Below are 16,632 nucleotides of genomic sequence, written 5' to 3'. Positions count from 1 at the left end.
TCTGCTCAGAGCATAATTTTTCAGGTATTCTCAGGCGATTTTCACAGTTATTTTTCAAAAATAGACTACTTGATTTCTCTTGGGTCCCTTTTTCGAGAATCAAAAAAGAGAGTCCCAACAAAATGACGAGCCATCTTGGGAACTCTCTCTTCTCAAGTATTTAGAACAATTCAAGTGCAATCATGGTTGTCATGGTTGCATCATAATAGTTGTTCAGAGGTAGATCTTGTGTGAAGATATACTTATTCTGTTGCACCAACTTCAGATAGCCTTTTTCGTGTTCAGAAGCATAGACTATCGGTGCCAAAAAACTTGCTGCCTGATGATTGTTCAAGGCCTTTCCTTTCAAGTCATAACCCGCGTACAGGTTTCTTTGACTCTTGAAAAAGTTAAGCATCTTTTTCACCAATTTTTGACTGGTTGCATCCTTACTTTGAACAAGGTTATATGGAAGGCGACAAGCATTATACGAGTAGGCTCCATCATACTTGGATTCAATCGTCTTGGGATCCGCTACGCGAGTCCCTTGCTCATCTACCCAGATGAAATCAGGTAGTAAACCTGTTTTTGTTTGGGAGCTGATCGTTTGGAGTTGCTGCAACATCTTTTCTTTGATGTCCAACCACTTCGAATCTTTTGTCACTTCATAAAAGATCTGGAATTGCGCTGGCAGTGTATCAGACGTCCGCATCAAATGATAGAATTCCGAATCCTGATTGGCCCAATTTCCCACCGTTAACACACCGGTTTCTTCATTGTAGTTGTGTGCGAGAATATCTTCTAAAATCGCTTTGGCTTGAGCCTGGTAGTCTTTGGCTTGCTTTGGCCATTGCTGAGCAGCTTTTAGAAGAGCATAGGCAATATAGAGATCTCCATCTGTGGCGTTATGGTCCTCATCCTTTGCTTTTCCATTTCTGATGGTTTGTTTCCAAGACATCAATTGGGTACCTTCCAAGCGATGATTTAGATAATATTGATAGAGTCGGTCAAAGTCTGCTTGTTGGGCCTGTCCTTTTTTAGCAGCCGCAACAGTAATGAGCATTCCATAACTTTGCGCTTCGGATAAAACCACCGTTTGATTGCTATCATTGGTGGTTCGAACATAGGATTCTTTCCCTTTTGAAACAACAAAATGCTCATTCCACTGATGATAAATTCGATTTCGCATCTCCACTTTACTTCTCGTTCTCGCTAAAAATAAGGTCAAACAGAAAATGCAAAGGATGACTAGAAACCATACATATCTCATCTTTTTCGTATTCATAATTTCTCCTATCCTGCGAATCGTTTTGTTTTAACCCATTTAGTTTCTTTCCGGTGCAATAGTTTGTCCATCACAATCGAAGAGATGGCATCAATCGATACAATGATAAACAGTTGAGAATAGGTGAAGTAGGCAGCTAAGGCCAACCAAATTTGCTTGGTAGTTGCTTGACCAAATTGTGAGGCAAGAGCCACATTAATCTGAAGTAAGTAGAGCCCAATCATCAAGATCCAATTGAACAACATCAATTGCGCAATATAGATATTTTCTGAATCAAAGGCAAATGGAATTTGCACGCCTGGCAACACTGTATGGAGACACATGGCCAGAATATTGGCAAAAAAGATCAAGTCTGATAACACGATAGCTGCATTGAACCAGAAGAAGATACAGGAATAGTTGGTCACTTCTAACTTCACGCGCCAATTTCCCTTACCAAATAAATGCTTGAAGTTAGAAAGAACCACTTCATAATTCCCTTTGGCCCAACGTTTCCGTTGCATATAATAACTCTTCAGAGTTTCCGGCTCTTGTTGAAAAGCTTCTGAATTATAGGCTAGAGCAATCAACTTCCCACTTTGCATAATCTTAAAGGAAATATCCGTATCCTCTGTTAAGGCACCGTTTTTCCATCCCCCAATACTCTTGACAAATTCAGTTTGAATAATGAAGTTGGTTCCTGGAATCCGTCCAATCTTAAAGAGATGCCACATGCCTACATGGTGAACCCGTTGGGTGACGACAATTTCTTGGTTGATACAGCGGGTCAAGAAGTTTTGACCGGCATTCCGCGTTTTATTGCGACCAAAAGAAGCCACATGACGCTCTGGATCTTTGAGCACTTCTTTCACAAGGAAATAAAGAGCATTCTTTTCAGGCATGGCATCTGCATCATAGACACAGATATAGTCTCCGGTCGCCATGGCCAAAGCGTCATTTAACACACCGGCTTTCCCACCTGTCCCACTGCGATTGATGATGGTCAAATCACGTCCTGCATACTCTGGCAATGCTTTAACTGCCAAACACTCTTCATAAGTGCGATCGGAACAATTATCCGCAAACAGTAGTAATTCTACACGATCATGTGGGTAGTTCAAATCAAGGATCGCTTTGGCTGTCTGTGCAATAACCACATCCTCATTATGGGCAGGTACGACGATCGTCACTTTTGGATAATAAGGAAGCGGATCCGTATTGACACGAAAATCACTGTGTTTAAACCAAAAATGAACGGCTGAAAAGAGGATTACTAGGCCCCAGGCTAAGGACAGCCAAATCGAAATCAAGGCAATAATCATCACAATTTGACTAATCATGGTCCACCGCCTTAAAGTTTTTATTGACACGGCGGTAAATCACCGTATAAGCTACAAATAATACAATAAAGCACAAGGCAAAAAATACACTAATGCCTACAGCTATATTAAAAAATATATTTGTAAGAGACATGTTTTCCTCCTAATATTCCACAATAATATCTGTTTCAAGTTGACGTTTTAAGTAACGAATCATTTCTTTATAGCGATGGTATTTGGTGCGATTTGATTGATCCACTACAAGAAAGCCGGACTGAAATTGGATGGCTTGCACCCCATCTTCTCCTTGGAACACCAGTCCTTCCAACTGTGGTTTTAAGACTGTCATATAATCGCCCTTCAGATCCCGCTCGCTATCAGAAGATAAGATCAAGAAATTACCATCTGATACATAATACAAGCTTTCATTTGGCTTTAGATGATGCGTTACCAAATAGTTGATTTGGTTCAAGGTCCGATTGTACTCTCTCGGTTGCAATTGGAAGAACAATTCCTCGTGCGACCAGTGAATGAGTAAGGCTTGAATCGTATCATTGGTTTCCCCACCATAAGAAGCGATGCGGTTACGGTAATCTGCGTAAGCTTCTGGCTCTTGATCCTTCACTTTTGCAATCTCTTTAAAGAGGTGGTAGCGAATTTGGGTCAAAATTCCAATCAAGATTGGAAAACTAAAGAGCAGAAGCAAGGCTTGATGAAATGGGATATAGACAACACCCGCCACCAAAAAGACAATCCCTAGGGCAAATGACAACAGGATGGTCCATGTCAACAACAAATCTGATAAAACAATAGCAGAAAATAATCCTAAAACAAAGAATAATCCTTCTTCAATCAGAATCTCTCTTGCAAAAAACAAGCAGTAAAGTAAAAGAAGTACTTCGAAAACAATCAAAATTAGCAACCATCTACTTAACTTTTCCGTTTTTTTCATTTATTCTTTCTCTCCCTCATGAAATTCTTCAGCAGCATCTCCCTGGCCAAAGTAATGTTTAATAGCTTGCACGATTCGCTCAGAAGCTCTTCCATCTCCATAAGGATTTCGGGCATTTGCCATTTCTAGATAAAGATGTTCGTTGGTTAAGAGCTCCGTCATCGTGGATTTGACGACGGCAGGATCCGTACCAACTAATTTCAAAGTTCCTGCTTTGACCCCTTCTGGGCGTTCTGTTGTATCACGCAATACCAATACCGGTTTCCCCAATGATGGTGCTTCTTCTTGTACCCCACCTGAATCCGACATGATAAAGTAACTTCTCGAAGCCAAGTTGTGGAAGTCAAGCACATCTAAAGGTGCAATGAGATGGATCCGATCATGATCTCCTAATAGATCGTTTGCCGCCTCTTGTACCGCTGGACTAAGGTGCACTGGGTAAACCACTTCAATATCCGGTTCTTGATCCACCATTTCTCTCAGAGCTCCAAAGACCGCTCTCATGGGAGCTCCTTGATTTTCTCTTCGATGCATGGTGACAAGGATGATTTTTTTAGCTGGATCTAATTGATCCAGTACTTCGTGATGATAGTTCTCTTGAACCGTGAGTTTCAGTGCATCAATAGCAGTATTTCCTGTCACCACAATAGAGGATTCCGGATGATTTTCTTTTAAGAGATTGGCCTTACTTTCGCCAGTCGGCGCAAAATACAGATCCGCTAGATCATCCGTCATTTGACGGTTCATCTCTTCTGGATACGGAGAATATTTATCAAAGGTTCTCAAACCAGCTTCGACGTGACCAATGCGGACTTGATTGTAAAAGGCAACCAAACTCGCCGCAAAGGTAGTGGTCGTATCTCCATGGACGAGCACCATATCTGGCTTTTCTTTTTTGATAACTGGATCTAATTGATTCAGAATTTTAGAGGTAATGTCTAATAAGGTCTGGCTTTTCCCCATAATATCCAAATCGTAATCAGGTACGATGTTAAAGGTTTCTAAAACCTGGTCCAGCATTTGACGGTGCTGGGCAGTGACCACCGTAATGGTCTCAATGGTCTCCCTCTGCTTTTGCAACTCCAACACCAAAGGGGCCATTTTAATGGCCTCCGGTCGCGTCCCAAACACAACCATAATTTTCAATTTTCCCATAAACTTCCCCCGTTGACATACATGTAATTCGACATTTTTTTAATTTGTGTACATCTTTTTCCATTCTACCGCCAATGACTTTAAATGTCAAACCGTTTTTGGGTTTTATAAAGAAATTACTAATAGTTAGTCATTTTATTATTTTGGTATTTAGAATACATATCCATATAATCACTAATTGTAAGTATTTACAGCACGACTTCTACCGGGCTAATATTTTTGGTAAAAAAATAAATCAATAATTATACAATTATTTTTCAAATAATAAATTTTTATAATTTTTTCAAAAAAAAGCCGGAACATGTAGTTCCGACTTTTTTTCTTATTCTTCTACGACTTCAGCTGTTTGAACTTCATCGACTGTTCCATCTGTTACTGGCACTTCTTCGATGATTTCAACTTCGTTAATCGCTTGTGGTTCCAAGTTACGGTAACGAGCCATCCCTGTACCTGCAGGAATAATCTTACCAATGATAACATTTTCCTTAAGTCCAAGGAGATGGTCTTTCTTACCACGGATCGCTGCGTCAGTAAGAACACGAGTGGTTTCTTGGAAGGAAGCAGCTGACAAGAAACTGTTGGTTTCAAGAGAGGCTTTGGTGATTCCCATAAGGACTGGACGAGCAGTCGCAGGAACTCCACCAGAGATAAGGACATCCTTATTAGCATCTGTAAAGTCTGTAATGTCCATAAGCGTACCCATGAGAAGGTCTGTATCTCCTGGATCCATGACACGTACTTTACGGATCATTTGACGAACCATTACCTCGATGTGTTTGTCGCCGATTTCTACCCCTTGGCTACGGTATACTTTTTGTACTTCCGCAAGAAGGTAAGTTTCAACCGACAAGACATCACGAACGGCAAGGAGACGTTTTGGTTGGATAGACCCTTCTGTCAGAGCCGCACCACGAGAGACTTGATCTCCTACTTCGACTTTCATGCGGGCAGTGTAAGGGACAACGTATTCACCTTCACCAGTTGCTCCGCTAACAAAGACTTTCTTGGTCCGTGTAGAAGCATCTTCTTCGATCGCTGTGACTTCCCCTTTGACCTCAGTGATGACCGCTTCCCCTTTTGGATTGCGGGCTTCAAAGATTTCTTGGACACGAGGAAGACCTTGAGTGATATCGGTATTTGAGGCAACCCCACCCGTGTGGAAGGTACGCATGGTCAACTGTGTACCAGGTTCCCCGATAGATTGGGCAGCGATGGTTCCGACTGCTTCACCCACTTCAACCGCATCACCAGTCGCCAAGTTGATACCATAACAGTGACGGCAGACACCATGGCGGGTGTTACATGTAAAGACAGAGCGGATAGTGACTTCTTCCACACCAGCATGAACAATTTCACGTGCTAGGTCTTCTGAGATCAAGGTATCTGGACCAACGATGACTTCACCTGTTTCAGGATGTTTAACAGATTTCTTGGTATAACGACCAGTCAAGCGTTCTTCGAGTGGCTCGATCATTTCCTTACCATCAGTAATGGCACGGATCACAAGTCCACGGTCTGTTCCACAGTCATCTTCACGAATAATGACGTCTTGGGCAACGTCAACCAAACGACGAGTCAAGTAACCTGAGTCGGCTGTCTTAAGGGCCGTATCGGTCATCCCTTTACGGGCACCGTGAGTTGAGAAGAACATTTCGAGTACTGACAAACCTTCGCGGAAGTTTGACAGGATTGGCAATTCCATGATCCGTCCGTTTGGAGCGGCCATCAAACCACGCATACCGGCAAGTTGCGAGAAGTTTGAGATGTTACCACGGGCTCCAGAGTCCATCATCATAACGATTGGGTTCTTCGGATCTTGGTTATCCACCAAGCGTTTTTCCAATTTCTCACGGGCTGCACGCCATTCAGCTGTAACAGCATTGTAGCGTTCGTCATCCGTGATCAAACCACGACGGAATTGTTTCGTGATCTGTTCCACACGTTTGTGAGATTCTTCAATGATTTCTGCCTTATCTTCAACGACCGGAATATCGGCAATCCCCACTGTCAAACCAGCAAGGGTTGAATGATGGTAACCTAAGTCTTTCAAGCGGTCCAAGAAAGCAGACGTTTCAGTTGTACGGAAACGTTTGAAGATTTCGGCGATGATATTTCCAAGATTTTTCTTCTTGAAAGGAACGTTTAATTCCAATTTCTCAATCGCTGATTTGACATCTTGACCAGGCTCCAAGAAGTACTTAGCTGGAACACCTTCTGTCAAGTTGGCATTATTAGGCTCTTGAAGGTATGGAAGCTCTGCAGGCATGATATCGTTAAAGAGAATCTTACCAACAGTTGTCAAGAGAATCTTGTGTTGTTGTGCTTCTGTCCATGGTTTGTTCAAGCTATCCGTCGCAATTCCGACACGGGTATGCAAGTGAACATAGCCATTGCGAAGAGCCATCACGGCTTCTTCACGGTCTTTAAAGACCATTCCTTCACCTTCACGACCAGCTTCTTCCATAGTGAGGTAGTAGTTCCCCAATACCATATCCTGAGATGGCGTAACGACTGGTTTACCATCTTTAGGGTTCAAGATATGCTCAGCAGCCAACATCAAGATACGAGCTTCTGCTTGAGCTTCTTCTGAAAGCGGTACGTGGATGGCCATTTGGTCTCCATCGAAGTCGGCATTGTAGGCTTCACAGACAAGGGGGTGCAAGCGAAGGGCTTTCCCGTCAATCAAGACAGGTTCAAAGGCTTGGATCCCCAAACGGTGAAGGGTCGGTGCGCGGTTCAAGAGAACTGGGTGTTCTTTGATGACTTCTTCCAAGATATCCCAGATACGTTCATCTCCACGTTCGACCAAGCGTTTTGCAGCTTTAACGTTTTGTACGATATCACGTGCAACGATTTCACGCATAACAAATGGTTTGAAGAGCTCGATAGCCATTTCACGTGGCACACCACATTGGTACATCTTCAGAGTTGGACCAACGGCGATAACGGAACGTCCTGAGAAGTCCACCCGTTTACCAAGCAAGTTTTGACGGAAGCGTCCTTGTTTCCCTTTGAGCATGTGGCTCAATGATTTGAGTGGACGACTACCTGGTCCTGTGATTGGACGACCACGACGACCGTTGTCGATCAAAGCATCGACAGCTTCTTGGAGCATCCGTTTTTCGTTTTGCACGATGATACCAGGGGCATTCAATTCTAACAAACGTGCCAAACGGTTGTTCCGGTTAATTACCCGGCGATAAAGGTCATTCAAGTCAGAGGCGGCAAAACGGCCACCATCCAATTGGACCATCGGACGAAGATCTGGTGGAATAACGGGAAGGATGTTGAGGACCATCCATTCTGGCTTGTTGCCAGATTTGTAGAAGGCGTCCAAGACATCCAAACGGCGCACAGCCTTCACACGTTTTTGACCAGTTGCAGTCTTCAATTCTTCTTTCAAGAGAGCAATTTCAGCTTCCAAATCCACTTGTTTCAAGAGGTCTTGGATGGCTTCTGCACCCATCTTAGCTACAAAAGAACCTGGTCCGTATTCACGCAAGCGTTCACGGTATTCACGTTCTGTCATGATGGATTTGTGCTCAAGTGGAGTATCTTTTGGATCGATCACCACATAAGCTGCGAAGTAGATGACTTCTTCAAGGGCACGAGGACTCATATCCAAGGTCAATCCCATACGAGAAGGGATTCCTTTGAAGTACCAGATGTGTGATACAGGTGCTTTCAACTCGATATGCCCCATGCGTTCACGACGAACTTTCGCACGTGTTACTTCAACCCCACAGCGGTCACAAACGATCCCTTTGTAACGGATTCGTTTGTATTTCCCACACGCACATTCCCAGTCTTTTGTAGGTCCAAAGATGACTTCATCAAAGAGACCTTCGCGTTCTGGTTTCAATGTACGGTAGTTGATTGTTTCAGGTTTCTTGACCTCTCCATAAGACCATGAACGGACCTTGCTTGGAGAAGCTAGGGTGATTTGCATACTTTTAAAACGATTTACATCAACCACTATTTCTTACCTTTCCTTGTTTTCATACTTGTTTTATTTGGATACAGCTTAGGTGGAGGAAGAAAGGAAACTTTCTTGCCACCTCCTTGTGTCTGTATCTTGTTATCGAATCATCCTGCTAGAAGCATTGGTTGCTCACAGGACAATCATTTTTACTGATTATTTTTCTGATTCTTCGGCATCAAAGGCTGCTTTTGCTTCCTTTGCTGCTTTTTCGCGTGCTTTTTCAAGGTCATCCACATGAATCACATCATCGTCTTCCCCTTCATCAAGGTCACGAAGTTCCACTTCTTGATCATCTTCGTCCAAGACACGCATGTCAAGACCAAGTGATTGCAATTCTTTGACAAGAACGCGGAAGGATTCTGGTACACCTGGTTTTGGAATTGGTTTACCTTTGGTAATCGCTTCATAAGCTTTCAAACGTCCGTTAACATCATCTGACTTGTATGTCAAGATTTCTTGAAGGACATTTGATGCACCATAAGCCTCAAGGGCCCACACTTCCATTTCCCCGAAACGTTGTCCACCAAACTGAGCTTTCCCTCCGAGTGGTTGTTGGGTAACCATTGAGTATGGTCCGACTGAACGGGCATGGAGTTTATCATCAACCATGTGGTGAAGCTTGATCATGTACATGACACCGACAGAGACACGGTTGTCAAACGGCTCACCAGTACGTCCATCGTAAAGAATCGTCTTGGCATCGCTATCCATACCAGCTTCTTTCACAGTATCCCAGAGATCTTCTGAGCTTGCTCCATCAAAGACTGGTGTTGCGATGTGAATACCCAAGTTACGAGCGGCCATACCAAGGTGAAGTTCCATAACCTGACCGATATTCATACGTGATGGCACCCCAAGAGGGTTCAACATGATATCAACCGGTGTACCGTCTGGAAGGTAAGGCATATCTTCAACTGGAACAATACGAGACACAACCCCTTTGTTTCCGTGACGACCGGCCATCTTATCTCCGACGCGGATCTTGCGTTTTTGTGCAATGTAAACACGAACCAACATGTTGACACCAGATTGTAATTCATCACCGTTTGCACGGGTAAAGATCTTAACATCGCGAACGACTCCATCTCCACCGTGAGGTACACGGAGTGATGTATCACGCACTTCACGAGATTTATCCCCAAAGATAGCGTGAAGGAGACGTTCTTCGGCAGAAAGGTCTTTTTCACCTTTCGGTGTTACCTTACCGACAAGGATATCGCCTTCTTTAACCTCAGCACCAATACGGATAATACCTGTTTCATCCAAGTCACGAAGAGCATCTTCCCCGACGTTTGGAATTTCACGGGTAATTTCTTCAGGGCCTAACTTGGTATCGCGTGTTTCTGATTCGAATTCTTCCAAGTGAACAGATGTGTAGACATCTTCTTTCACCAAGCGTTCGCTCATGATAACAGCATCCTCGAAGTTATACCCTTCCCAAGTCATGTAAGCGACGATTGGGTTTTGACCAAGGGCCATTTCCCCTTTTTCCATCGATGGACCATCAGCGATAAAGTCGCCTTTTTCAACGGTTTCACCAACTTTAACCAGAGTACGTTGGTTGTAAGCTGTACCGGAGTTTGAACGACGGAATTTTTGAACATGGTAGACGTCCAAAGAACCATCTTCCCGACGGACTTCCACCTTATCCGCATCTGCATAGGTAACCTTACCACCATGTTGTGCAATAACTGCAGCACCTGAGTCATGGGCTGCTTGGTATTCCATACCAGTACCCACATAAGGGGCTTTTGGATCAATCAATGGAACAGCCTGACGTTGCATGTTGGCACCCATGAGGGCACGGTTGGAGTCATCGTTTTCCAAGAAAGGAATACATGCTGTCGCAACGGCAACTACTTGTTTTGGAGACACGTCCATGTAGTCGACTTGATCAGATGGGAACTCTTGGTTGTTACCACGGTGACGTCCCATAACGATCGGCTCAGCAAAGCCACCCTTTTCGTTCAACTTAGAGTTGGCCTGCGCGACGATGTACTCATCTTCTTCATCGGCTGTCAACCAAACGATTTCGTTGGTCACTACACCTTTTTCACGATCCACTTTCCGGTATGGCGTTTGGATGAAACCATATTTGTTCAAGTGTCCGTATGAAGACAAGTTGTTGATCAAACCGATGTTTGGTCCTTCAGGTGTTTCGATTGGACACATACGACCATAGTGGGTATAGTGCACGTCACGCACTTCATATCCGGCACGGTCACGTGTCAAACCACCAGGCCCTAAGGCAGACAAACGACGTTTGTGAGACAACTCAGAAAGTGGGTTGTGTTGGTCCATGAACTGGGACAACTGTGAAGACCCAAAGAATTCTTTGATCGCTGCAGTTACGGGACGAATGTTAATAATTTGTTGTGGTGTCAAGACATCGTTATCTTGTACAGACATCCGTTCGCGAACGTTTCGTTCCATCCGTGAAAGTCCAAGACGCACTTGATTGGCAAGCAATTCACCAACGGCACGAATCCGACGGTTTCCAAGGTGGTCGATATCATCTACACGGCCAAGTCCTTCTGCAAGGTTCAAGAAATAGCTCATCTCTGCCAAGATATCTGCTGGAGTTACAATGCGTACTTTGTCAGATGGATTCGCATTCCCGATGATGGTGACAACACGGTCTGGATCTGTTGGAGCGACAACTTTGAATTTTTGCAATTCAACCGGTTCTGTCAAAACAGCAGCATCATTTGGAATGTAAGTGATTTTGTTCAAACCATTATCCAATTGTTCTGAGATGCTGTCGATGACATCGCGCGTCATGACAGTACCAGCTTCTACAAGGATTTCTCCTGTTTCAGCATCCACCAATGGTTCTGCGATTGTTTGATTCAACAAGCGGTTCTTGATATTGAGTTTCTTGTTGATCTTGTAGCGACCAACTGGTGCCAAGTCATAACGACGTGGATCAAAGAAACGGGCTACCAACAAGCTACGTGAGCTTTCCGCTGTTTTTGGTTCACCTGGACGAAGACGCTCGTAGATTTCTTTGAGGGCTTCATCTGTCCGCGAATCCATTGGATTTTTGTGAATATCTTTTTCGATGGTGTTGCGAACCAATTCGCTGTCCCCAAAGATATCGATAATTTCATCATCTCCAGAGAATCCAAGAGCACGCACAAGCGTTGTAAATGGAATTTTACGTGTGCGGTCGATGCGCGTGTAGGCGATGTCTTTTGAGTCAGTTTCAAGCTCTAACCAAGCTCCACGGTTAGGGATAACTGTTGATCCATAGCCAATCTTACCATTCTTGTCCACCTTATCATTGAAGTAGACACCTGGTGAGCGGACCAACTGAGATACGATAATCCGTTCTCCACCATTGATGATGAAGGTTCCCATTTCAGTCATGATTGGGAAATCACCAAAGAAAACTTCTTGGGTCTTGATTTCACCTGTTTCTTTGTTGACCAAACGGAAGGTCACAAAGATTGGTGCTGAGTAGCTGGCATCGTGAATGCGCGCTTCTTCAAGCGAATACTTGGGTTCGCGGATTTCATAACCCACAAATTCCAATTCCATTGTATCCGTGAAGTTTGAGATTGGAAGCACATCTTCAAATACTTCCTTCAAGCCATGATCCAAGAAATCTTTGAATGAGTCTGTCTGGATTTCAATCAAGTTTGGTAAATCAAGAACCTCTTTGATTCTTGAAAAACTACGACGGGTCCGATGTTTCCCGTATTGAACGTCATGTCCTGCCAAAGTTTTTAGCTCCTTTTTCTATACTAGGATAGCTTGGTAACATCACTCCTACCACCTATCCGGTTTTAACTACAATTTTGTGATTTGCATCACGTGAAGAACTGTCTCTTCACCTTATTCGTCGCTTTTTGTAATTTTTAGAAAAATTAAATTTGTGTAACAAACTAGGGTTTTCCTGAAAAATAGGCACAAAAAGAGCAGCTAAATCGACTTATTCAAGTAAGATTTAACTGCTGTAAGCTCTTATTTGGACAATATTTCAAATAAAGCACACGACAAATTAGTTATCACTATTATATCGTTTTTTGCTCCAAAAATCAAGGCTTTCTCTAGTTTTTCTACTGGATCAGACTAGCGTCGATTGCCGCGATTGGAACTATTTCGATTTGAACTATTGCTTGATGAACTATTGGTTGTCGAATTGTTCTTATTATTGGACTGATTTCCACTGCTATTACCGAGAATCGCTGCCCAAGCACTTTGGTAATCGCTATCCGATCCCCCGATGGCAAAGCGGTATTGAGTGGTTGGCGCTCCGTTTTTGGCCCAAAGGCTCGTCACCATTTGACCGCTCACATCGATATCCCGGCCATTGACATTGACGCGACCCGGTCTTTCACCAGTCGATTTGAGCACTTCAGAGCGGATCACACTCTTATCGAGAGTGAATTTATCCTGAATTCCGAAGAGACTTGGATCTGCTTGGTAGATCGCATTTGCCAACTGCGCCATGTATTGGGCATTGTTGTTGTATCCAGTCAAGGTCTGCATAGAAGCATTGTTGTCATGGCCAATCCAACCTCCTAAAGAAACATTAGGGGTGGACAGCATGAGCCACATATCCCCATTTGAGTTAGTGGTACCGGTTTTTCCAATCCAGTCAGCACCTGCCAGCGTTGGATTGACTTGGCTAATCCGTGACTTAAAGGTCGTTGTAGCACCAGACGTAATAACCCCGCGCAAGAGATCCTGCATAATCGTTGCCGTCGCTGGAGAGTAAACACGAACAGGATCTGCCTCGTGCTTGTATACTACATCCCCATCTCGATCAATGATTTGCTCTACCATGTAGCGTTTGAGGTAGTTCCCATTGTTAGCAATGGTTTGGAAACCATTGGTATGTTGGGCAACAGTGACCTCAATTCCTCCCCCCATTGGCAGACTCTCAATGCCATATTCAGGGATATCATAGCCCATTTTCTTCATGTAGGATGGGACATCCACACCCTTTTCACGAAGGGTCCGGTAAGTCCAGTAAGCTGGAATATTCCATGAGGTATTGAGGGCCTCACGGAGATCCATCATGGCTGTCCCTCGGCTATCCACGTGCATGATTGGCTCACCACTTGAGAAATTAGTCGGGTAGTTAGAAAGGATGCTATTGCTTCCCATCAAGCCTTGGTCGATGGCAATACCATAGGCCAACAGTGGCTTGATAGTAGATCCTGGGGAACGTTCTGTATCAAAGGCATGGTTGTTTTGGTTACCATCAAAATTCCGACCACCGATAAATCCTAAAACAGCACCCGTTCGGTTGTCCATCAGGACATTCCCAACTTCTACCAGTCCCGTTCCATCATCCAAGACGCTTCCAAAATTCGCGACTGCAGCCTGCATCGCATTGTGAACCGGTTTGTTAATAGTGGTTTGGATAGTGTAACCACCTTCGCGCAACTCACTCTCAGCTAATTCTTGATAAGCCTTGACGGTTTCATTATTTTTCAGGTCTTGCTTGGTGACATTGTCTCGCTTGATCAAGTAATCATACATGGCCTCTTTTGCTTCTTCCATTGCTTGGAAGTAGAGGTAGTCATGCGGTGTTTTCTCGATGCCATCTGGAGCAATGAAGTCTTTGGTCAAGTCGTACTGAGCATAGGTTTCGTAGTCTTTTTTCGATAAGGCTCCCGTCCGGTACATATTGAACAAAACATCTTTGGCACGCGCCAAACCTAACTCGAGATTCTCCTTGCTCTTTAGGCTTCCGTCTGCAGCATAAGGTGAGTAGACAATCGGACTCTGTGGCAAGCCAGCGATAAAGGCTGCTTGTGGAACAGACAAGTCTTTCGCAGAGACGCCAAAGATCCCTTGAGCTGCGGCTTCCACACCTGCAATATTTTGTCCCCGATTGTTTCGTCCAAAAGGCGAGACGTTTAAGTAGGTGGTTAGGATTTCGTTTTTATCCATTCCCCTCTCTAAAGCTAGAGCATCGACAATCTCTGTCGCCTTACGAGTAAAGGTGGGAGCATCTCCTACGACTTGCTGTTTGATCAACTGCTGGGTTAAGGTCGATCCCCCACTAGAGGAACCGACACCGGCTACAGATCCAAGCGTCGCCCGAAGAACAGCTTTGGGTACAACCCCCTTGTGGCTTTCAAAGTTCTCATCCTCAGTAGCGATCACAGCCTTTTTGACATTGTCGGAAATGGCATCTCCAGCTACCGGCGTGCGGATCAAATCACTGTCCACTTCTGCAATCAGGCTCTTATCGGAATAGGTCAGTTTTGAAACACTGCTGACATTGCGAACCTGCTGGACTAGTTCTTCTGTCTTTGGAACCTTAACATTGCTAAAGAGGCTTGCTGCATAACCAATCCCGATCCCTGCGCCAAATAAAAAGAGGCACACAAATAAGGCGATCATCACATCCCACAAGAGTTTGAGCGTCCTCAAAAAGGTCGCAAAAATATCGCCGACAGACCAGCCACTTTCTTCATTTTTTTCCTTATTCGGAGTTTCTGTATACATCTTTGCAAAGAATTTTTGGACTTTCTTCCAAAACTCTTGCAGCTTCTCTTTTAATTGATTCACTGATTCTTTCTCCTTGTTCCCTATATTATAGCAGATTAGCCCCTTTGTTTTCAATCACAAGAGCGTAGAAATCCTCGTTCAATCTTCTTGAGTAAGGACAAGAAAATGACGGAAAGCATTGCCATTTCCGTGGTTTATGGTAGAATAGAGAAATGAATAAACTTATAAAGGAGAAAAGACACATGCACATTTTTGATGAGCTAAAAGAGCGTGGTTTGGTATTTCAAACGACGGATGAAGAAGCCTTGCGCAAAGCACTGGAAGAAGGTCAGGTTTCTTATTATACTGGTTATGATCCAACTGCTGACAGCCTTCACCTTGGTCACTTGGTTGCCATCTTAACGAGCCGTCGCCTTCAACTAGCAGGCCACAAACCTTACGCGCTCGTTGGCGGTGCGACTGGTCTCATTGGAGATCCGTCCTTCAAAGATGCTGAGCGTAGTCTCCAAACAAAAGAAACTGTTCAAGAATGGGTTCGCTCCATTCAAGGGCAATTGTCTCGTTTCCTCGATTTTGAAAATGGTGACAACAAAGCCGAAATGGTCAACAACTACGATTGGTTCGGAAGCATTAGCTTTATTGACTTCCTTCGAGATGTTGGAAAATACTTTACGGTCAATGCTATGATGAGTAAAGAATCTGTTAAAAAACGGATTGAGACAGGGATTTCTTACACAGAGTTTGCCTACCAAATCATGCAAGGCTACGACTTCTACGTCCTCAACCAAGAACACAATGTCACCCTTCAAATCGGTGGATCTGACCAATGGGGAAACATGACAGCTGGTACTGAGTTGATGCGTCGTAAGGCAGATAAAACTGGTCATGTTATGACTGTGCCTTTGATCACAGATGCAACTGGTAAGAAATTCGGTAAATCAGAAGGCAATGCCGTCTGGCTCAATGCAGACAAAACATCTCCATACGAAATGTACCAATTCTGGATGAATGTGATGGACGCCGACGCTGTGCGCTTCTTGAAGATCTTCACTTTCTTGTCACTGGACGAGATCGAAGAGATCCGTAAGCAGTTTGAGGCTGCTCCTCATGAACGTTTGGCTCAAAAGATCTTGGCGCGTGAAGTGGTCACCCTCGTTCACGGTGAAGAAGCTTACAAGGAAGCCCTCAACATCACGGAACAACTCTTTGCAGGAAACATCAAAAACCTTTCTGTCAAAGAACTCAAACAAGGCCTTCGTGGTGTGCCAAACTACCAGGTCCAAGCAGAAGACAACCTCAACATTGTAGAACTCTTGGTCACAGCTGGTGTAGTGAATTCTAAACGCCAAGCCCGCGAAGATGTTCAAAATGGAGCGATCTACGTCAATGGCGAACGCATCCAAGACCTTGACTATGTCTTGAGCGATAGCGATAAATTAGAAAATGAATTGACCGTTATCCGTCGCGGTAAGAAAAAATACTTTGTTTTGACTTATTAAGAAAGTAAAAC

Annotated in this window: 9 protein-coding genes; 1 reads left to right on the top strand and 8 read right to left on the bottom strand. The window is 44.0% G+C overall.

Annotated features, from left to right (window positions below):
* Positions 1–160: 160 nt before the first annotated feature.
* The 8 genes from O3646_RS04350 to pbp1b form a co-directional block, all read right to left on the bottom strand.
* On the bottom strand, positions 161–1,264 hold the full coding sequence (locus tag O3646_RS04350; RefSeq protein WP_070448842.1) for a glycosyl hydrolase family 8: 1,104 nt from the start codon (positions 1,262–1,264) through the stop codon (positions 161–163).
* An 8-nt stretch (positions 1,265–1,272) separates the two neighbouring features.
* A complete protein-coding gene (locus O3646_RS04345; RefSeq protein WP_195423844.1) occupies positions 1,273–2,583 on the bottom strand; it encodes a glycosyltransferase in 1,311 nt (436 codons plus the stop codon).
* On the bottom strand, positions 2,576–2,716 hold the full coding sequence (locus O3646_RS04340; RefSeq protein WP_003004308.1) for a hypothetical protein: 141 nt from the start codon (positions 2,714–2,716) through the stop codon (positions 2,576–2,578). The genes O3646_RS04345 and O3646_RS04340 overlap by 8 nt, the downstream gene beginning before the upstream one ends.
* A 9-nt stretch (positions 2,717–2,725) precedes the next feature.
* Positions 2,726–3,514 (bottom strand): hypothetical protein, encoded by a 789-nt coding sequence (locus O3646_RS04335; RefSeq protein WP_070664737.1) that lies wholly within the window; start codon positions 3,512–3,514, stop codon positions 2,726–2,728.
* Positions 3,515–4,669, bottom strand: a complete 1,155-nt coding sequence (gene wecB, locus O3646_RS04330; protein ID WP_049513846.1) for a non-hydrolyzing UDP-N-acetylglucosamine 2-epimerase — start codon at positions 4,667–4,669, stop codon at positions 3,515–3,517.
* A 322-nt stretch (positions 4,670–4,991) separates the two neighbouring features.
* Positions 4,992–8,645 carry a DNA-directed RNA polymerase subunit beta' gene (rpoC, locus tag O3646_RS04325; RefSeq protein ID WP_371610584.1) on the bottom strand — a complete coding sequence of 1,218 codons (3,654 nt, stop codon included), beginning with the start codon at positions 8,643–8,645 and terminating at the stop codon, positions 4,992–4,994.
* Positions 8,646–8,804: 159 nt separating this feature from the next.
* A complete protein-coding gene (rpoB, locus tag O3646_RS04320) occupies positions 8,805–12,374 on the bottom strand; it encodes a DNA-directed RNA polymerase subunit beta (RefSeq protein ID WP_014712771.1) in 3,570 nt (1,189 codons plus the stop codon).
* A gap of 351 nt (positions 12,375–12,725) precedes the next feature.
* Positions 12,726–15,182 carry a penicillin-binding protein PBP1B gene (gene pbp1b / locus O3646_RS04315; RefSeq protein ID WP_193764879.1) on the bottom strand — a complete coding sequence of 819 codons (2,457 nt, stop codon included), beginning with the start codon at positions 15,180–15,182 and terminating at the stop codon, positions 12,726–12,728.
* A gap of 182 nt (positions 15,183–15,364) precedes the next feature.
* Here pbp1b and tyrS point away from each other — a divergent pair, with 182 nt between their 5' ends.
* On the top strand, positions 15,365–16,621 hold the full coding sequence (tyrS, locus tag O3646_RS04310; protein ID WP_003004779.1) for a tyrosine--tRNA ligase: 1,257 nt from the start codon (positions 15,365–15,367) through the stop codon (positions 16,619–16,621).
* The last annotated feature ends 11 nt before the right edge of the window (positions 16,622–16,632 follow it).

This window comes from Streptococcus sp. 27098_8_148, from assembly GCF_041432105.1.
In the GTDB taxonomy this organism is placed as follows: domain Bacteria; phylum Bacillota; class Bacilli; order Lactobacillales; family Streptococcaceae; genus Streptococcus; species Streptococcus parasanguinis_AE.
Note: the sequence above shows the minus strand (reverse complement) of the source record. Positions and strands in the feature narration are given on the sequence as shown.